The sequence below is a fragment of the Enterobacter quasimori genome (assembly GCF_018597345.1).
Lineage (GTDB): Bacteria > Pseudomonadota > Gammaproteobacteria > Enterobacterales > Enterobacteriaceae > Enterobacter > Enterobacter mori.
Window position 1 is genome coordinate 708,325 of record NZ_JAHEVU010000002.1, and the last position, 18,056, is coordinate 726,380.

Annotated in this window: 17 protein-coding genes; 9 read left to right on the forward strand and 8 right to left on the reverse strand. The window is 54.6% G+C overall.

Annotated features, from left to right (window positions below; all coding sequences use genetic code 11):
• Positions 1-64 precede the first annotated feature (64 nt).
• The gene (gene ptrB / locus KK102_RS11655) at positions 65-2,125 is read left to right on the forward strand and encodes an oligopeptidase B (protein ID WP_216357634.1); all 2,061 of its coding nucleotides are present in this window, start codon (positions 65-67) and stop codon (positions 2,123-2,125) included.
• On the opposite strand, the gene exoX is transcribed toward ptrB, so the two are convergent.
• From exoX to KK102_RS11670, 3 genes are all read right to left on the reverse strand, one after another.
• Entirely contained in the window at positions 2,122-2,784 is a 663-nt protein-coding gene (gene exoX / locus KK102_RS11660) for an exodeoxyribonuclease X (protein WP_010432611.1), read from the reverse strand. The genes ptrB and exoX overlap by 4 nt on opposite strands.
• Positions 2,785-2,808: 24 nt before the next feature.
• Positions 2,809-3,459, reverse strand: a complete 651-nt coding sequence (locus KK102_RS11665; RefSeq protein ID WP_126545434.1) for a carbon-nitrogen hydrolase family protein — start codon at positions 3,457-3,459, stop codon at positions 2,809-2,811.
• 110 nt (positions 3,460-3,569) lie between these two features.
• Positions 3,570-3,800 (reverse strand): DNA polymerase III subunit theta, encoded by a 231-nt coding sequence (locus tag KK102_RS11670; protein WP_010432616.1) that lies wholly within the window; start codon positions 3,798-3,800, stop codon positions 3,570-3,572.
• 137 nt (positions 3,801-3,937) lie between these two features.
• Here KK102_RS11670 and yobA point away from each other — a divergent pair, with 137 nt between their 5' ends.
• Genes yobA through KK102_RS11685 form a run of 3 tightly spaced genes read left to right on the forward strand, consistent with a single transcriptional unit; the run spans position 3,938 to position 5,535 of the window.
• The gene (gene yobA / locus KK102_RS11675; RefSeq protein WP_216357685.1) at positions 3,938-4,309 is read left to right on the forward strand and encodes a CopC domain-containing protein YobA; all 372 of its coding nucleotides are present in this window, start codon (positions 3,938-3,940) and stop codon (positions 4,307-4,309) included.
• Between the two features lies 1 nt (position 4,310).
• Positions 4,311-5,180 carry a copper homeostasis membrane protein CopD gene (copD, locus tag KK102_RS11680; RefSeq protein ID WP_216357635.1) on the forward strand — a complete coding sequence of 290 codons (870 nt, stop codon included), beginning with the start codon at positions 4,311-4,313 and terminating at the stop codon, positions 5,178-5,180.
• 16 nt (positions 5,181-5,196) lie between these two features.
• Entirely contained in the window at positions 5,197-5,535 is a 339-nt protein-coding gene (locus KK102_RS11685; RefSeq protein WP_010432621.1) for a YebY family protein, read from the forward strand.
• A 407-nt stretch (positions 5,536-5,942) separates the two neighbouring features.
• Here KK102_RS11685 and KK102_RS11690 read toward each other — a convergent pair whose 3' ends face one another.
• Positions 5,943-6,884, reverse strand: coding sequence for a VirK/YbjX family protein (locus tag KK102_RS11690; RefSeq protein WP_216357636.1), 942 nt, complete (start codon positions 6,882-6,884; stop codon positions 5,943-5,945).
• A gap of 167 nt (positions 6,885-7,051) precedes the next feature.
• Between KK102_RS11690 and pphA the strand changes: the two genes are divergently transcribed.
• Positions 7,052-7,690, forward strand: a complete 639-nt coding sequence (pphA, locus tag KK102_RS11695) for a protein-serine/threonine phosphatase (protein ID WP_216357637.1) — start codon at positions 7,052-7,054, stop codon at positions 7,688-7,690.
• 34 nt (positions 7,691-7,724) lie between these two features.
• On the opposite strand, the gene KK102_RS11700 is transcribed toward pphA, so the two are convergent.
• The 4 genes from KK102_RS11700 to yebS all read right to left on the reverse strand — a co-directional run bounded on the left by KK102_RS11700 (position 7,725) and on the right by yebS (position 13,474).
• On the reverse strand, positions 7,725-7,964 hold the full coding sequence (locus KK102_RS11700; RefSeq protein ID WP_042717979.1) for a YebV family protein: 240 nt from the start codon (positions 7,962-7,964) through the stop codon (positions 7,725-7,727).
• Positions 7,965-8,068: 104 nt separating this feature from the next.
• Positions 8,069-9,532, reverse strand: coding sequence for a 16S rRNA (cytosine(1407)-C(5))-methyltransferase RsmF (gene rsmF / locus KK102_RS11705; RefSeq protein WP_244992467.1), 1,464 nt, complete (start codon positions 9,530-9,532; stop codon positions 8,069-8,071).
• A 56-nt stretch (positions 9,533-9,588) separates the two neighbouring features.
• Positions 9,589-12,222: a PqiB family protein gene (locus KK102_RS11710; RefSeq protein WP_216357639.1), complete on the reverse strand. Its 2,634-nt coding sequence runs from the start codon at positions 12,220-12,222 to the stop codon at positions 9,589-9,591.
• A complete protein-coding gene (yebS, locus tag KK102_RS11715; RefSeq protein WP_216357640.1) occupies positions 12,191-13,474 on the reverse strand; it encodes a membrane integrity lipid transport subunit YebS in 1,284 nt (427 codons plus the stop codon). Before yebS ends, KK102_RS11710 begins: the two co-directional genes overlap by 32 nt.
• A 132-nt stretch (positions 13,475-13,606) precedes the next feature.
• On the opposite strand from yebS, the gene KK102_RS11720 reads away from it, so the two are divergent.
• The 4 genes from KK102_RS11720 to htpX all read left to right on the forward strand — a co-directional run bounded on the left by KK102_RS11720 (position 13,607) and on the right by htpX (position 18,030).
• Positions 13,607-14,104 (forward strand): GAF domain-containing protein, encoded by a 498-nt coding sequence (locus KK102_RS11720; protein WP_010432639.1) that lies wholly within the window; start codon positions 13,607-13,609, stop codon positions 14,102-14,104.
• Between the two features lie 96 nt (positions 14,105-14,200).
• Positions 14,201-14,887, forward strand: a complete 687-nt coding sequence (gene proQ / locus KK102_RS11725) for an RNA chaperone ProQ (protein WP_126545427.1) — start codon at positions 14,201-14,203, stop codon at positions 14,885-14,887.
• 19 nt (positions 14,888-14,906) lie between these two features.
• On the forward strand, positions 14,907-16,955 hold the full coding sequence (gene prc, locus KK102_RS11730; RefSeq protein ID WP_216357641.1) for a carboxy terminal-processing peptidase: 2,049 nt from the start codon (positions 14,907-14,909) through the stop codon (positions 16,953-16,955).
• A 193-nt stretch (positions 16,956-17,148) separates the two neighbouring features.
• Positions 17,149-18,030, forward strand: a complete 882-nt coding sequence (htpX, locus tag KK102_RS11735) for a protease HtpX (RefSeq protein WP_216357642.1) — start codon at positions 17,149-17,151, stop codon at positions 18,028-18,030.
• The last annotated feature ends 26 nt before the right edge of the window (positions 18,031-18,056 follow it).

Below are 18,056 nucleotides of genomic sequence, written 5' to 3' on the forward strand. Positions count from 1 at the left end.
TTCGCTTGCATCATGCGCGTGTTTTGCCAACCTTATAGGGTGTAAAACTCAAAAGAATCATGACATGCCACCGAAAGCCCGACGTACTCCTTATGCGATCGCCACGCATGGTGATACGCGCATAGACCACTATTACTGGCTGCGGGATGACTCGCGTTCCCAGCCAGACGTGCTCGACTATCTGCACCAGGAAAACGACTATGGCCGCAAGGTCATGTCGAGCCAGCAGGCGCTGCAGGATCAGCTGCTGAACGAAATGGTGCAGCGTATTCCCCAGCGCGATGTGTCTGCCCCCTGGACCAAAAACGGTTATCGCTACCGTCATATCTATGAACCCGGCAATGAGTATCCCATCTATCAGCGCCAGTCGGTGCTATGTGCCGAATGGGATGAATGGGAAATCCTGCTGGACGCCAATCAGCGTGCCGCTCACAGTGAATTTTATACGCTCGGCGGTATGTCGGTGTCGCCAGATAACGCCATTATGGCGCTCGCAGAAGACTATCTTTCCCGCCGACAGTACGGCCTGCGCTTCCGCAATCTCGAGTCGGGGAACTGGTATCCGGAAATGCTGGAGAATATCTCCCCGGATTTTGTCTGGGCGAATGATTCTGAAACGGTCTACTACGTCAAAAAGCATGTTTCCACGCTGCTGCCTTATCAGGTCTGGCGGCACACCGTAGGGACGGATTCTGCCGATGATGAACTGGTGTACGAAGAGAAAGACGAGACGTTTTACGTCAGCCTGCACAAAACCTCATCGCGCCACTATGTGATTATTTACCTGGCCAGCGCCACCACCTCGGAAGTCCTGCTGCTGGATGCCGAGCTGCCTGATGCGCAGCCGCTCTGTTTCCTGCCGCGCCGCAAAGATCATGAGTACAGTCTTGACCATTTCCAGCACAGTTTTTACCTGCGCTCGAATCGCGAGGGGAAAAACTTCGGCCTCTACAAAACCAAGGTGCGTGATGAGCGCAAGTGGGAGGTGCTGATCCCCGCGCGGGAGCAGGTGATGCTGGAAGGCTTTACGCTGTTTACCGACTGGCTGGTGGTGGAAGAGCGTCAGCGGGGGTTGACCAGTATCCGCCAAATCAACAGGAAAACGCGGGAAGTCGTGGGAATTGCCTTCGACGACCCGGCCTATGTCACGTGGATTGGCTTCAACCCTGAACCGGAATCGTCGCGTCTGCGCTATGGCTACTCTTCAATGACGACGCCGGACACCCTGTTTGAGCTGGATATGAACACCGGGCAGCGCCAGGTGATTAAACAGGCTGAGGTGAAAGGATTTGAGTCGGATAACTACCGCAGCGAACACCTGTGGGTGACCGCCCGCGATGGCGTTGAGGTGCCGGTCTCCCTGGTGTATCACAAGGCGCATTTTAACAAAGGTAAAAACCCTCTCCTGGTTTACGGCTACGGCTCCTACGGCTCCAGTATGGATGCGGATTTCAGCGGTAGCCGATTGAGCCTTCTCGACCGCGGCTTTGTCTACGCGATTGCCCACGTGCGCGGTGGCGGTGAACTGGGCCAGCACTGGTATGAAGAGGGTAAGTTCCTGAAGAAGAAAAACACCTTCAATGACTATCTCGACGTCTGCGATGCCCTCATCGAACAAGGCTATGGCGACCCGTCGCTCTGCTTTGGGATGGGGGGAAGCGCGGGCGGCATGCTGATGGGGGCCGTGATTAATCAGCGCCCTGAGCGCTTTAAGGGCATTATCGCGCAGGTTCCGTTTGTCGATGTGGTGACCACCATGCTGGATGAGTCTATTCCGTTAACCACGGGGGAATTTGAAGAGTGGGGGAATCCTCAGGACGAAATCTATTATCGCTACATGAAAGAGTACAGCCCCTACGATAACGTGGAGGCGAAAGCGTATCCGCATCTGCTGGTCACTACCGGCCTGCATGATTCACAGGTGCAATACTGGGAACCTGCGAAATGGGTGGCGAAACTGCGTGAACTGAAAACCGACGATAATCTGCTGCTGCTCTGTACCGACATGGACTCCGGGCACGGGGGTAAATCAGGGCGATTTAAATCCTATGAAGGCGTTGCGCTGGAGTACGCGTTCCTGATTGGCCTGACGCAGGATACGCTGCCAGGCCGCGCAGAACGTTAGGCGTCGCCCAGATAGTGCTTCAGCGTCAGGCGAAGCTCCGGGCTCATTCTGTCAAGGTTGTTATACAGCCAGCGCAGATAGCCCGGATCTTTATCCGCCACTTCCGACACCGGTTTGCCGCGGTATTTCCCAAAGGTAAAGGTGGTCAGTAGCGCAGGGCGTCCGGTGATGGTTGCCATATCATCCGGCGTCCAGCCAGAGATATTCATAATATCAATCAGCAACGCGGCGGTGATATAGCAGTCATAGAGGGCGCGGTGATGGTGCAGCCCCTCAGGCGTTCTGACGCTAAGCTTGCGGGATTTATACAGCGCCATATTGCTGTATTTAATCCCCGGCCACAGTCGACGAGCCAGCTTCATGGTGCAAATCCATTCGCCCGGCATTTCCGGAAGAACGCGGCGATCGAAGCTGGCGTTATGTGCGACATACCACGGGCTGCCGTAATAATGCGGTATGATCTCTTCAATCCATGGCTTGTCCGCCACCATCGACTCCGTAATGCGATGAATTGCCATCGCCTGCGGACTTATCGGACGGTCGGGACGCACCAGGTGGCTCATCGGGTTGACTATCTTTCCGTCAACCACATCGACTGAAGCCACTTCTACTATTCCGCCCTGCAGATCGCAGGTTTCGGTATCGATGACGCGCAGCATTGATCGCTCCTGACCCTAAAACGCTTAGCCTAAAGGAATGATATCGCCTTGCCAACCCTGTCTGCCAAGAGATCCGGTTAAGAGCAGCTCGCCTTTGTCGGCGCGAACGATCAGCTGACCTTTTTCATCCCATAATGCACTGCCGCTGCGGGCGTTGGCCATTAATACCGCAATGGCATACTTATGCGCGAAGCGCTGCAATGTGCTGATGGACTGCCGCCAGCGGTGATCGCCCACCGCCTGGCAACTGGTAAATAGCGTGGCTTGCGGATCGAGGTTAGGGGTGTCTGACTGGGCATCGATAATAGTGAGCTGTTTATCCCCCGGGATCAGGCTCGCACCGCTTCCCTGAGGGTAACGGAGGACAGTATCAAGATGGGGCGTGAAGAGGGCGAGTCCTTTACGACGCTGGCCCTGATGAACGAGCGTCAGCCCTGCAATAACCGTTATATTGTGTGACTGCGCGGCGTGAAGGAGTGGGGCAAGCTGCAGATCGTCGGGCGGCGCGGGCAGGTCAGCCTCGCCGGGGCCTGTTAATGAGAGTTCAGGAAACACCAGCAGCTGACACTGCTGACGCGCCGCTTCGTCAATGAAACGGAGGTGGTGTTTTACATGGCTATCGACACTGGAGTGCTGTGCCGCATATTGAGCTGCTGCAATATTCCATCGAGACATCGTGACTTCCTTATACACTGAGTCGCCGGGATTTAAGAATACACCTAATTTTATAATGGTTTTCTTATCCTGCCATAATCCGCGTAAGGAAGTGTAATGCGTCGTTAAGCTTATTTAACTTTTGGTTCGTACGGCAGTCGCGAGAGATTAACCGAGGCCAGTCGATGCGCAATCAGGCGTTCGCGGAACCAGTCGCGCAGGTGTGCGGGTTGCTCACGCTCGACAACTTCAGCCACGATGGGCATGTTGTAGCGTTCTTTAAATGCCACGCCAGCGGCAGCGAGATCGACATTGACTTTGTCCATCTCGTCCTGAGGAAGGGCAGCCAGATTAATGTTCATTACCTTCTCCTTTTTATGCGGCGGCAACGTTACCGCGATTGGATGACGATGACAAGCGAAGGGAGGATGATCCTCGACTCGTTTATTATACAGCGTTATTCTTTACCTTACAGGCATAACAAAAAGGAATGATTGTGATGGATTTCTCCTCTTCCCGCGCGGTGCGCGCGCTCACTTTATTGATCGCGTCGGCAGTGACGCCCGCCGTTCTGGCACACGCGCATCTCAAACAGCAATCCCCGGCGGCCAATGCTCAGGTAGCGGCTCCGCAGGCCCTGACGCTGAACTTCTCCGAAGGTATTGAACCGGCATTTAGCGGCGTTGTGGTGACCGATGCGCAACAGCAGGTGGTGAAAACCGGTACCGTGAAGCAGGATGAAAAAGATAACGCCCGGCTGGTTGTGCCACTGGAACAGCCGCTGCCGGCGGGCACCTATCAGGTGGACTGGCATGTGGTCTCGGTTGACGGCCACAAAACCAAGGGCAGCTATCACTTTAGCGTGAAGTAACATGCTGGCGCTGATCTACGTGGCGTTACGCTTCATCCATTTCGGCACGCTGATGCTGATTTTTGGCAATGCACTTTACAGCGTCTGGTTTGCACCGTCGTCACTGCAGCGCCTGATGCTGCGACGCTTTCAGGCGCAGCAGAAAATGGCCGCGTTAATCAGCCTGGTGACCGCTCTCCTCATGTTTGCGGTACAGGGCGGAATGATGGGCAACGGCTGGCCTGACGTGCTGAGTACGGATATCTGGCGCAACGTGCTGGGGACGCAGTTTGGCAGCGTCTGGCTGTGGCAAATCATTCTGGCCATCGTCACCGCCGGTGCCGCGTGGCTGGCGCCCCAAAAAGGTTCTCGGCTGTTGCTGCTTGCGATGGGGCAGTTTGTCCTGCTGGCGGGCGTCGGGCATGCGGCAATGGATGACGGTGCGCCGGGCGCACTGCACCGCCTTAATCATGCGGTCCATCTTCTCTGCGCGGCAACCTGGCTTGGCGGACTGCTGCCGCTGCTGTTTTGTATGCGCCTCTTGAGCGGACGCTGGAAGACGGCGGCAGTCTATACCATGATGCGTTTTTCCCGTGTGGGGCACTATGCCGTGGCTGGCGTGATATTCACGGGTATCATTAACGCGCTGTTTATTTCCGGCATCAATGTGCCCTGGCAGACGGGCTACGTAAAAATGTTGTTGTTCAAATGTGCGCTGGTGGCGTTGATGGTGGTAATTGCGCTGGCGAATCGGTATTTTCTGGTTCCACGCTTTCGTCCGGATGCCGGGTGGGAGCAAACTCTTTTTATCAGGATGACACAGGCAGAAGTGGTGCTGGGCGCGTTGGTACTGGCCACGGTCAGTCTGTTTGCGACCTGGGAACCCTTTTGACAAGGTTTAAAGACATATGAAAAAGACACTACTTTCTCTTTTACTGTTGGCCTGCACCGGCAGTGCGCTGGCAGCGCCGCAGGTGATCACCGTCAGCCGTTTCGAGGTGGGTAAGGAAAAATGGGCCTTCAATCGTGAAGAGGTGATGCTGACATGTCGTCCTGGCCACGCCCTGTACGCGATCAACCCAAGCACGCTGGTGCAATACCCGTTAAATGATACCGCAGAGCAGCAGGTTGCCAGCGGTAAAAGTAACGGACAACCGATTAGCATTATCCAGATTGACGATCCCGCTAAACCTGGCCAGAAGATGAGCCTGGCACCGTTTATCGAGCGCGCGGATAAACTCTGCTAACGCTAATGTTTCCAATAAAAAACCGCAGATGCTAGCGAAAGCACTGCGGTTTTTTTTACGTTTAATGATGCTCCGACGCTTTTTTTCAGGCCACTTTAACCGTGGACTGGAAAACCTGGCGTCGTCATCTATTCTTAAAAGGCAAGGCGACTTAGCCTGCATTAATGCCAACTTTTAGCGCACGGCTCTCTCCCAAGAGCCATTTCCCTGGACCGAATACAGGAATCGTATTCGGTCTCTTTTTATCTGCATGAAAGTAAACGATAAAATCCTGCTATCGACCTCTGCAGCGAGCACATTTCCTGTGCGACTGGTTCAAACATACCACAAGACGGCAGGCCAAAGTCCAGCCCTTTTTGACTGTTTTGTTAAATTCTTGTGCGTAGTTGGCGAAAGCCCTCAGTAGTTCAGAAGCGAGAACTCATCGATCCCGCGATATCATCCAGCAGCTCGAAGCGGCGACGATATTCAGCCCGCTTTTTACTGGCGATCTCTTCCAGTGATTTACGTTCCACCTGCAGAGGGAGTTGCCAGCAGAAAGGTGAAAGCTTACGGCCGTTAAGCGTTTCCCAGAATTCGTCGTAGCTGGCGTGGAAATGTCGACCTTTGCTCAGGCGATAGCGCAACGCACGGAACACGTGTCCCTCATCGCTGACGGCGAAAATGGCGTGAATATTCGCCTGTGCGGCCAGCTGGAAAATCACTTCCATCAGGACGCGCTTAGGGAACAGGCCGTGGCAGGCTCGGGTGGCCTGCTTGATCGCCTCCCGCGATACGTTGCGGCGCGGTCCCTGAAGTCCGCCAATGACCAGCACTGGGCGACCGTGGCTGCGCGCGACGCAAAACGTCAGGCTGGCGAGCAAGGTGTTATCGCTGTCATGGAGCCACAGCGTACTCTCGCCTTCACGCTCGGCTTTACCGGCGGAGGAAGCATTAACGGTATAGGTCACGTCGTTTTTTGCCTGAAATTGCACAATGCACCGCTCGTGCGGGCTGGTCAGGGCGTGGCCAAGATCGCTGTTCTTCAGGCTATCGATCCAGTGATAGTGGCTGACAACAGCGTCGGCGCGATCGGCAGGACGCAGGCCGCGCATCAGGTACTGGCGGTGGGTTTTACTCGGTAACGTGATTTGCGATGCCAGCAGCCTGTCAAAATCATCGCGTCCTGATAGCGCGTCCAGCATGCGATGGGTGGAAGCGCGGAATAACAGTGAGCGCAGAAGAAATTTCAGCCGGTAGTCGCGCTTCTGCCAGATTGGGCCCGGAACGCGTTTTCCTTTCACCAACTCGGAGATGATATTTGTGCGACAGGGATACAGCACATCGTTTTGCAGGTGTATGTTAGACACGTTAAGACCTCTCATTCTATTTCGCTCTATTTTAGAGGGGCGGGAATAAGGGATTAATAGCCCGACGATCTTTATTTCCGTTTGGTTGAAGGTTTGTTTGGGTTGGAAAAAAACGATGTCGGGACAGGATATTTTCTGCTGCAGCTATACTCTTTAAAGGAGGCGTTATGTATCAGAAAATTGAGGGTAAATACTGGCGTCATGTCTGGGTCGTCAGCGATATACATGGCTGCTATCAATGGCTTATGGACGCACTGAAGCGTCGACATTTCAATCCTTACGAGGATCTTTTGATTTCCGTTGGCGATATTATCGATCGCGGCCCCGATTGCGTGAAATGTTTACAGCTTATGGACGAAAAATGGTTTCGGGCGGTGCGAGGCAATCATGAACAGATGGCGCTGGATGCAATAGAAAATAATGATTTTGCGCTTTGGATGTCAAATGGCGGCATATGGTTTTCAGCGCTCGAAGACAAACGGAACGCTCTGAGGCTACTCAACGCGTGTCGGGACTTACCGCATATTATTGAAATCACCTGCGCAAACGGTCTGAATGTTATTGCTCATGCGGATTATCCGGCAGCGGAGTATGTCTGGAATAAACCGGTCAGCGCGCAGCGGGTGCTTTGGGATCGCGACCGTTTAATGGGGTTTATGATAGGGAAAGGGCAGGGGATCAAGGGTGCGGATCATTTCTGGTTCGGTCATACGCCACTGGATAAACGCTATGACTTTAACAATCTGCACTATATCGACACCGGTGCGGTGTTCGGAGGAGTCCTTACGCTGGCTCAGCTGCAGTAATAAATAACCCGCCTTCGGGCGGGTTCACTTTAGGTCAGGCAAGACGCAAGACCCAGGCATCGGTGTTACGGTCGTAATGCTCGCGGTAAAGGACTGAGTGTTCTCCATCAAGGATTGCCGGAACGCTTGTGTCCGCATCCCAGGCATCCAGTTGCATGCACAAATCCGGGTCGGATTTGCAGGGAATACTTAACGTTCGATCGCCTTGTGCTTCGCCGCGCAATTCTGCGTCGTCGATTTCAAAAGCGCCAATACGCACGCTGGTTTTCGTCATAGTGCTCTCCGGGTTCGTTGCAAAAATCTGGTATGACCAGTACGGGCATCCATTTTTTAGCCTAGACAAGGAGAGCAAAATCGCCAGTAAAAAAATGCGCTTTTTTAGTCGGTGCGAGTGTTACCCGTAAACAAGCGACCATCACGAACCAGCTCGCGCGGATAATTATTTTTCAACCGTGATCCGATCTTTTTCGCCAGCCCCAGCGGGAACCCCTGATAGGTGACAATGACCTCATCCTGGGACGGGGTGCTTTCAGGGTAAACATCACGGCCGCGATACCACTCTTCGGCTTCCTGATGCGTCAACTCAAAGGTGTTGTCGCTACCCGCCAGCGCAATAACCGCCTCGTGCTGCCAGCGGTACCCCTTGTTGTGTACTTCCGCCAGGCGGATACCGATACGGGAAAAGCGGACCTTACCGATAAGCGGCTCAATGTGTGCCGGGAACAGCCAAATCTCTTTATCGCGTATCCAGAGGTGCAAACTCTCGTCCCAGACCAGCCCAACCCTGTTGGCGGCGGCTTCAAGCTGCGCGGCATCGCGGCCTTTAAGCGGCGCAAACGGGAAATTGCCGACTTTGAATTTGGGTATTGGCAGGGGAGCCACCGCCTGCGTTTTACGCAGACGCGCGACAAAGAACCCTTCGCAGTCGTAAATTTGCGGGAATACGTGGAGAAAACCGTCGGGCGTGGCCGCCTCATGCGCCGTGGGGAATAAGTCATTGAGGGGCAAGAACTCGACCGCATCCGGATATTGCGCTTTCAACCACAGACAGACCTCTTCGTTCTCATCGCGGTTTAAGGTGCACGTTGAATAGACCAGCGTGCCGCCAGGACGCAACGCGTGAAACGCGCTCTCAATCAGCTCGCGCTGCGTGGCGGCGATATCCAGGTTGCTTTCCACCGACCAGTTTTTGAGTGCATCAGGATCTTTGCGCACCACGCCCTCGCCGGAGCAGGGAGCATCCAGCAGAATGGCATCGAATGCCGCCGGCAAGGCGGCCCCGAATACGCGACCGTCAAAATGCGTCAGGGCCACGTTATGGATACCGCAGCGGCTGATATTGGCGTGGAGCACCTTCACGCGGCTGGCGGAAAACTCGTTGGCGAGAATCGCCCCGCGGTTGCCCATGCGTGCGGCAATCTGCGTGGTTTTTGAGCCGGGTGCGGCGGCGACATCCATCACGCGTTCGGGCGCGTTACCCTCAGCGAACAGGGCGGCAACCGGCAGCATCGAACTTGCTTCCTGAATATAAAACAGTCCGCTCAGGTGTTCAGCGGTGCTGCCCAGCGGTAAAGCCTCCTCGTCGTCGCGCTCGATCCAGAAACCCTCTTCACACCATGGCACGGGCGTGAGTTGCCAGCCATACGGCGACACCAGCGTCAGAAAATCGGCCACGCTGATTTTGAGCGTATTAATGCGGATGCTACGACGCAGCGGGCGCTGGCACGCGGCGATAAAATCATCGAACGAAAGATGAGAAGGAAGCGCCTCGCGCATCTGCGCCAGGAATTGTTCAGGAAGAAATACGGAGTTTTGAGCCACGGGCACACCACAGGGAAACATTCAGGCGCGCAGTGTAGCATAAAGGCTCCGGCGCGTTGACACCGGAGCCTTTCAGATTAACGCGGCAGGGCGGTTCCCCATTCGCGCCACTCTTTGGGTTCACTTTCCAGCAGCAGGAAATGTTTACCCGGCTGGGCTTTCGGTGCCAGCGGGGTACCCGGTGGCGTCGCGAAGGCGATACCGCCGCGGATGAATTGATTAAAGGTACCGGTTTTCACCACGCCGCCCGTCAGGCCAAAGTCCAGTGAATACCCGGAGGCCAGCCAGAATACGGAGTTGTTGCGGACCAGGTGCTGGTAACGATCGCTAATGCGCAGCGCGACCATCACGCGGTCCGAAAGGGTACCCAGCGTCAGGCCCGTCACGGTGCCGACTTCAATACCGCGGAACAGCACCGGTGTGCCGATGGACAGTCCTCCGGCTTCCGGGACTTCCACCACAATGCTCAGGCCATTGAGGTAGCGCGAGTCGGTAATCGTCGCTTCCTGCAGTTCAAAGTCACGACGGGCTTTCCCTCGACCGGCTTCAACGTTGATGTAGGGCTGCAAAATAGTGTCGAGATGCTCAACGCCTGCGGCAGAAATCTGCGGCGTGACCACGGAGAAACGTGAGCCCGCACGGGCGAAGGTCTGCACGTATTCCGGATAGAGCACGGCGGTGGCCTGCACTTCATTGCGCGATGTGATCAGCGTTAGCTTCTGGATCTGCCCGATATCAATGCCCAGATAGCGAATTGGCATTCCCTCAGCCAGTTTTCCCGCATCGAAGGCATGGAGGGTGATCTGTCCGCCTACGGCACGCGCCGCGGTCTCAGACGGGAAGAGGATGCGCTTATCCCCCTTGCGCATATCGCCCCCCGCACCTGGCAGATTATCGAAGCTAATCGCGCCGCGCAGTGCGCGCGAGAGAGGCGAGGCCTGCACGGTTAACCCGCTGCCGTTAAGCTGGACCTTCGCGCCGCCTTCCGCCCAGAACACGCTATTAGCGGTGAGCAGCTTGCGGTATTCCGGCTTGATATGCAGTTCGATATCAAAGGCGTCCGCGCGCGGACGTACGGCGATCACTTCCCCGACCTCAAACTTGCGATACAGCACAACTGAACCGGCCTGCACGTCTGGCAGCGTCTCGGCGCTCAGCGTCAGCGTGGTGGTCGGCAGATCGCTCAGGCTGTTTTCAATCGCCTTGTCCAGATTGGCATACAGCGGATAACTCTCCCGAACGGGGCCTTTATTGCCCGGCAGAATGCGGATCCCGCCGTTGACCCATTCGCTGGCGCTGGCACCGAGGAACTCAACGCCGTCGAGACCGACCTTCACATCGACGCGGCTGTTCACCACGAACTTGCTGTCACCATGCACCAAATCGCTGTACTGCGGATCGATAGCGGCCGAGAAGGTAACGCCTTTTTCCGACAGGGTGCGCTCCAGCACCTGGCCCACCTGCACGCCATGCAAAATCAGCGGCTGACCGGCTTCAATGCCGTAACTTTCCGGGGCGTTAAGCGTGACGGTCACAACGCCGGGTTTTTGCAGCAGCGCTTTGTCCGTCGGGGCAATGACGAAACTGTTGCTGGGCTGCCCCTCTCCGGGGATAAGTTCAAAGGTCGTGCCTGTGAGCAGGCTACTGATGCTGGCATCGCTCAGCGACAGTTTTGGACTGCGCATCTCAATGCGCGTTTTCTCTCGCAGGAGACTGACCACGCTCGGATCCACGGTCATCTCGCCGGTTACCGAACCGCCGGGATTGAGCGTCATTTTCGTCAGCTGTCCGACCTCAAGCCCCTGATACATCAGCGGAGTTGAACCGGCTTTCAGGCCTTTGGCGTCGGGCAGGGCAAGTTTTACGATCACACCGCGCTGACTGTGGGCCAGATCGGCGTACAGTCCAAAGGTGTCATCGGCTTTGGCAGGGCTGGACCCTTCCGGGGAATCGAAGGCGATAGCCCCGTTCACCAGCGCCGCCAGGCTTTCCAGCTTCACTTTTGCACCGCTCAGGCTGACGTCCGCATCCACGCCGGACACGTTCCAGAAGCGGCTGCCTTTTTTCACCAGGTTTGTGAAGCGGCGATCGATCAGCACGTCAATGGTCACACCCTGTTTGTTCGGGTTGATAGCGTAGTCGTAAACGCGACCCACCGGAATTTTGCGGAAGTAAACCAGCGAACCGCTGTTCAGTGAACCCAGGTCAGGTGCCTGCAGGTGGATCATCAGGTCGCCGTTATTGAGTCGGTACTTCGGCTGCGTATCGAGCGCCACAAAGTGATCCTGCGGCTCGCCTTTACCCGGCATCATGCCGATATAGTTACCGCCAACCAGGGCATCCAGCCCCGACACACCGGCGAGGGAGGCTTTCGGCGTTACCAGCCAGAACTGCGTTTCGCTGCGCAGGGCATCCTGCATGTCAGATTTGATACTGACTCGCACCTGAATTTTGTTCAGCCCTTTTCCCAGCGTGATGTCCTGGACCGTACCGACTTCCACCCCCTGGAAGCGCACAGGGGTGCGCCCGGCGACGATACCGTCGGCGGTCTGGAAGTCAATGGTGACAGTACTTCCGCGATCTTCATAGCTCGTCCAGATAAGCCAGCCCGCGATCATCAGGGCGATGACGGGCAGCAACCAGAATGGCGAAATGCGGCGTTTTGTTTTAATTCTCGCTTCAGTCGGCGAAGCGGGCGTTTCCTGACTCATGTGCATCCCAAAGTAAGCGGCTATCCAGCCATTCCACAGCAAGAATAGTCAATATCACCGCAGAGCCGAAATAAAAAGCTGCGGGTCCCATTGTAAAAGCAAGCAGCTGATCGCGATTGATGAGCGACATCATCAGCGAAATCACGAACAGATCCAACATCGACCAGCGACCAATCCAGGTAACGAACCGCAGAAGCAGAATGCGTGTGCGCAGGCCCTGTTCGCATTTAAAATGGATGCTGATAAGTAACGTAAACATCACCACCACTTTGGTGAACGGCACCAGGATACTGGCGATAAACACGATGGCCGCCACGCCCACGTTGCTGTGGGCGAGGGAGATAATCCCTGAAAGGATGGTGTCTTCCTGGCGCGCGCCATTCACATAAATGATTGAAATCGGCAGCATGTTAGCCGGGATCAGGAATATCAGGGAAGCAATCAACGCAGCCCAGCATTTTTGCAGACTGTTGTTGCGCCTCAGCCTTAGCGGAATATGGCATCGCGGGCAGCGTCCCCGCATGTCCGGCAAGCCGGTATAGTGGCAACCTAAACAGACGCGCAGGTTTTCATCCGGACGCGAGGCCGGGCGCTGGGGATAAAAACGCTCCCAAAGCTGCTCTACGTTCAGATGGATCAGCGTCAGAATACTGAGCAATACCAGGCAGATGAAGGCGAACAGCCCAACGCCGGGCTGCAAAAATGCGTAGTCCTGCACTTTAATTGACGCCACACCGACCCCGACCAGGTAGATGTCCAGCATGACCCACTCTTTCAGCTTATCGAGCATCAGCAACACGGGGCGCAGATTCATCCCAAGAATGTTACCAAGCCACAGATAGGCGATGGCGGCGACCAAAACCAGTGGCGCACCGACGGTACAAAAAAGCACCATTGCGGCGGTCAGGGGATCGCCCTGGCGCGTCATCTGCCAGATCCCTTGCAGTACGTTGGCATCAATACGCACGCCGAGCAGATAAAGTTTCAGCAGCGGCTCGCTCCAGGCAAAGGGCATAAGCAAGAGCATCGTCACGGCCATGGCTGCCAGACGGGTCAACGACCAGTCCCGCCCGTCGCGGATTTTGGCGTCACAGCAGGGACAAAACGCACTTTGGTGCGATTTCATCTTCGGCAACATAAAAAGCGTATCGCACTGCGGGCAACGCTGATAATGTGCACGAGGCAGGGCTTCACTTACCGTATGGACAGTGATCTTCTTTGTCGGCGTAATTTTGGTTGTTTTTAAGGCCATCAGCTGCGCACAAAAGTGTATTGTTGAAAGTTATATTAACTCATGAATTGATTCATCTTGAGCATGAGCGCATTTAATGCTTATTTTAATAGGCTATGCGGTAATTTTGTAAGACAACTAAGTGATTGAAGAATGAGCAAAACAGAATTCTACGCGGATCTCAACCGCGATTTTAAGGCATTGATGGCAGGTGAAACCAGCTTCTTAGCCACTCTGGCAAATACAAGTGCATTATTGTTTGAACGGTTGACCGAGGTTAACTGGGCCGGTTTTTACCTTCTGGAAGGTGAAACGCTGGTGCTGGGGCCTTTCCAGGGAAAACTGGCCTGCGTGCGTATTCCTGTCGGACGCGGCGTATGCGGTACCGCGGTGGCTACAAACCAGGTTCAGCGCGTGGAGGATGTCCACGCTTTCGACGGTCACATTGCCTGCGATGCGGCAAGTAATTCTGAAATCGTACTGCCGCTGGTGGTAAAAAATCAGATTATTGGCGTTCTGGACATCGACAGTACGGCCTTCAGCCGCTTTACGTCTGAAGACGAGCAGGGCCTGCGCGAGCTGGCGGCGAATCTCGAAAACGTTCTGGCAGCAACCGATTATCAAAAATTCTTTGCGAGCGTCGCAGGATAATCAACGGATAACGTAGCAATTACTGATAGCGTCATTATAATGTCGCCTGTTCATGCCTGCGCGAGTTGGCAACGTCCGTTGTAATCAGGAAATTTCATGGAAAATCAACCTAAGTTGAATAGCAGTAAAGAAGTTATCGCATTTCTGGCCGAGCGTTTTCCTCAGTGCTTCAGCGCTGAAGGTGAGGCTCGTCCTCTGAAAGTCGGTATCTTTCAGGATCTGGTCGCGCGCGTTGAAGGTGAGATGAATCTCAGCAAAACGCAGCTTCGTTCTGCCTTACGTCTTTATACGTCTAGCTGGCGTTACCTGTACGGTATCAAACCGGGCGCAACCCGCGTTGATCTCGACGGCAACCCTTGCGGCGAACTGGACGAGCAGCACGTTGAACATGCGCGCAAGCAGCTGGAAGAAGCCAAAGCACGCGTTCAGGCACAGCGTGCCGAACAGCAAGCGAAAAAGCGCGAAGCCGCTGCGGCAAATGGTCAGGATGATGCGCCTCGTCGCGAGCGTAAACCGCGTCCAGCACCGCGTCGCAACGAGAATAACGATCGCAAACCGCGTGCTGACAAGCCAGCAGCTAAAGCCCCACGCGCGCCTCGTGAAGAGCAGCGCCATACCCCAGTTTCTGACATTAACGCACTGAGCGTCGGTCAGGCTCTGAAGGTCAAAGCGGGTAACAATGCGATGGACGCCACCGTACTGGAAATCACCAAAGACGGCGTTCGTGTACAGCTGACTTCTGGTATGTCAATGATAGTACGCGCAGAACACTTGTTGTTCTGAAACGGAGGCCAAGCCTGGCATGAACACTTTTTTTAAGCTCACCGCGCTGGCGGGCCTGTTTGCTATAACAGGTCACGCCTTCGCTGTGGACGATATTACGCGCGTTGATCAAATTCCGGTATTGAAGGAAGAGACGCAGCACGCGACGGTGAGTGAGCGCGTGACGTCGCGCTTTACTCGTTCGCACTATCGTCAGTTCGATCTCGATCAGGCCTTTTCGGCCAAAATTTTCGACCGTTATCTGAACTTGCTGGATTACAGCCATAACGTATTGCTGGCCAGCGACGTCGAACAGTTCGCTAAACGTAAATCCGACGTGGGTGACGAACTGCGCTCCGGTAAGCTGGATCTGTTCTACGATCTGTACAATTTATCGCAAAAGCGTCGTTTTGAACGTTATCAATACGCGCTGAAAGTGCTGGAACGTCCAATGGACTTTACCGGCAACGACACCTTTAATCTGGATCGCAGCAAAGCGCCATGGCCGAAAGACGAAGCCGAGCTGAATGCGCTGTGGGACGGAAAAGTTAAATATGACGAACTGAGCCTCAAGCTCACCGGCAAAGACGAAAAAGAAATTCGTGAGACCTTAAACCGTCGCTACAAATTTGCCATCCGTCGCCTGGCGCAGACCAACAGTGAAGATGTGTTCTCACTGGCAATGACGGCGTTCGCCCACGAAATTGACCCGCATACCAACTATCTCTCCCCGCGTAACACTGAGCAGTTTAATACCGAAATGAGCCTGTCTCTGGAAGGTATTGGCGCGGTGCTGCAGATGGACGATGACTATACCCTGATCAACTCCATGGTTGCTGGTGGCCCAGCCTCCAAAAGCAAAGCGATTAGCGTAGGCGATCGCATTGTCGGTGTTGGTCAAACCGGACAGAACATGGTCGATGTGATCGGCTGGCGTCTGGACGATGTGGTTGCGCTGATTAAAGGGCCGAAAGGTAGCAAAGTTCGCCTGGAAATTCTGCCAGCAGGAAAAGGGACCAAAACCCGTATCGTTACCCTGACGCGCGAACGCATTCGTCTTGAAGACCGTGCCGTCAAAATGTCGGTGAAAACCGTCGGTAAAGAGAAAGTCGGCGTTCTGGATATCCCTGGCTTCTACGTTGGTCTGACCGACGATGTAAAAGTGCAGCTGCAGAAGCTGGAAAAACAGAACGTCAGCAGCGTGATCATCGATCTGCGCAGCAACGGCGGTGGGGCGCTGACCGAAGCGGTTTCCCTGTCGGGTCTGTTTATTCCGTCTGGCCCGGTTGTTCAGGTTCGTGATAACAACGGTAAAGTGCGTGAAGATGCCGATACCGATGGTGTGGTCTATTACAAAGGCCCGCTGGTGGTGTTAGTCGATCGCTTCAGTGCGTCTGCTTCTGAGATTTTTGCCGCGGCAATGCAGGACTATGGGCGTGCGCTTATCGTCGGTGAGCCGACCTTTGGTAAAGGCACCGTTCAGCAGTATCGCTCTCTGAACCGTATATACGATCAGATGCTGCGCCCGGAATGGCCTGCACTGGGCTCCGTTCAGTACACCATTCAAAAGTTTTACCGCGTGAACGGTGGCAGTACGCAGCGTAAAGGCGTGACGCCGGATATCATGATGCCAACGGGCACCGAAGAGACCGAAACGGGCGAGAAGTTTGAAGATAACGCGTTGCCGTGGGATAGCATCAATGCGGCGACGTTCGTAAAAGCTGGCGACATGACTCAGTTTGGTCCTGCGTTGCTGAAAGAGCATAACGAACGCATCGTGAAAGATCCTGAATTCCAGTACATCCTGAAGGACATTGCACGTTTCAATGCCCTGAAAGCGAAACGGAACATTGTTTCTCTCAATTACGCTCAGCGTGAAAAAGAGAACAATGAGGATGACGCAACGCGTCTGGCGCGTATCAACGATCGCTTCAAACGCGAAGGTAAGCCTCTGCTCAAAAAACTGGACGATCTGCCAAAAGATTACCAGGAGCCGGATCCGTATCTGGACGAGACGGTACATATCGCCCTCGACCTGGCGAATCTGGAAAAAGAGAAACCCGCAGTGCAACCGGCACCGGCAAAATAATCCCTCAACAGGCACAAGACATTGTGCCTGTTTTTTTTAGTTCTGCTTCCTCTCGTCAAGCTGATCTTCAATTGTGTAAAGTTGTGTCTTTCTGGTGACTTACGCCCCTCGAATCCTTGAAAATAGCCACAATACCCATACGATGTGGGTAATCGCATAGTGCGTTTTGTTAAACAGAGGTTAAAAGAAAATTATGATGCGAATCGCGCTCTTCCTGCTCACCAACCTGGCGGTTATGGTGGTATTCGGGCTGGTGCTAAGCCTGACAGGAATTCAGTCGAGCAGCGTTCAGGGTCTGTTGATTATGGCGCTGCTGTTTGGTTTTGGTGGCTCATTCGTCTCTCTGCTGATGTCGAAGTGGATGGCGCTGAAATCAGTCGGTGGTGAAGTTATCGAGCAGCCGCGTAACGATATGGAGCAGTGGCTGATGAACACGGTGGCTCAGCAGTCAAAGCAGGCAGGCATCGCGATGCCTCAGGTTGCTATTTACCATGCACCGGACATTAACGCTTTCGCTACGGGGGCTCGTCGTGATGCGTCTCTGGTTGCCGTCAGCACTGGTTTGCTACAGAACATGAGCCGTGACGAAGCCGAAGCGGTTATCGCCCACGAAATCAGCCATATCGCGAACGGTGATATGGTGACCATGACCCTGATTCAGGGCGTGGTGAACACCTTCGTGATCTTCATCTCTCGTATCCTGGCGCAAATCGCGGCAGGCTTTATGGGGGGCAACCGCGACGAAGGTGAAGAGAGCAACGGAAACCCGCTGATCTATTTCGCTGTTTCGATGGTACTTGAGCTGGTGTTCGGTATCCTGGCAAGCATCATTACCATGTGGTTCTCACGTCACCGTGAATTCCACGCGGATGCAGGCTCTGCAAAACTGGTAGGGCGGGAGAAGATGATTGCTGCGCTGCAGCGTCTGAAGACCAGCTACGAGCCGCAGGAAGCGACCAGCATGATGGCCTTCTGCATTAACGGTAAATCGAAATCGCTCAGCGAGCTGTTTATGTCCCACCCGCCGCTCGATAAACGTATTGAAGCGCTGCGCAACGGCGAATACCTGAAGTAACGTGTAGAGACCGATAAAAGCCGGGC

What these genes read in the sequence shown, in the direction of transcription:
- ptrB (WP_216357634.1), top strand. Translation starts at nt 65, where the DNA reads ATGCCACCGAAAGCCCGACGTACTCCTTATGCGATCGCCACGCATGGT.
- exoX (WP_010432611.1), bottom strand. Translation starts at nt 2,784, where the DNA reads ATGCTGCGCGTCATCGATACCGAAACCTGCGATCTGCAGGGCGGAATA.
- KK102_RS11665 (WP_126545434.1), bottom strand. Translation starts at nt 3,459, where the DNA reads ATGTCTCGATGGAATATTGCAGCAGCTCAATATGCGGCACAGCACTCC.
- KK102_RS11670 (WP_010432616.1), bottom strand. Translation starts at nt 3,800, where the DNA reads ATGAACATTAATCTGGCTGCCCTTCCTCAGGACGAGATGGACAAAGTC.
- yobA (WP_216357685.1), top strand. Translation starts at nt 3,938, where the DNA reads ATGGATTTCTCCTCTTCCCGCGCGGTGCGCGCGCTCACTTTATTGATC.
- copD (WP_216357635.1), top strand. Translation starts at nt 4,311, where the DNA reads ATGCTGGCGCTGATCTACGTGGCGTTACGCTTCATCCATTTCGGCACG.
- KK102_RS11685 (WP_010432621.1), top strand. Translation starts at nt 5,197, where the DNA reads ATGAAAAAGACACTACTTTCTCTTTTACTGTTGGCCTGCACCGGCAGT.
- pphA (WP_216357637.1), top strand. Translation starts at nt 7,052, where the DNA reads ATGTATCAGAAAATTGAGGGTAAATACTGGCGTCATGTCTGGGTCGTC.
- KK102_RS11700 (WP_042717979.1), bottom strand. Translation starts at nt 7,964, where the DNA reads ATGACGAAAACCAGCGTGCGTATTGGCGCTTTTGAAATCGACGACGCA.
- rsmF (WP_244992467.1), bottom strand. Translation starts at nt 9,532, where the DNA reads ATGTTTCCCTGTGGTGTGCCCGTGGCTCAAAACTCCGTATTTCTTCCT.
- KK102_RS11710 (WP_216357639.1), bottom strand. Translation starts at nt 12,222, where the DNA reads ATGAGTCAGGAAACGCCCGCTTCGCCGACTGAAGCGAGAATTAAAACA.
- yebS (WP_216357640.1), bottom strand. Translation starts at nt 13,474, where the DNA reads ATGGCCTTAAAAACAACCAAAATTACGCCGACAAAGAAGATCACTGTC.
- KK102_RS11720 (WP_010432639.1), top strand. Translation starts at nt 13,607, where the DNA reads ATGAGCAAAACAGAATTCTACGCGGATCTCAACCGCGATTTTAAGGCA.
- proQ (WP_126545427.1), top strand. Translation starts at nt 14,201, where the DNA reads ATGGAAAATCAACCTAAGTTGAATAGCAGTAAAGAAGTTATCGCATTT.
- prc (WP_216357641.1), top strand. Translation starts at nt 14,907, where the DNA reads ATGAACACTTTTTTTAAGCTCACCGCGCTGGCGGGCCTGTTTGCTATA.
- htpX (WP_216357642.1), top strand. Translation starts at nt 17,149, where the DNA reads ATGATGCGAATCGCGCTCTTCCTGCTCACCAACCTGGCGGTTATGGTG.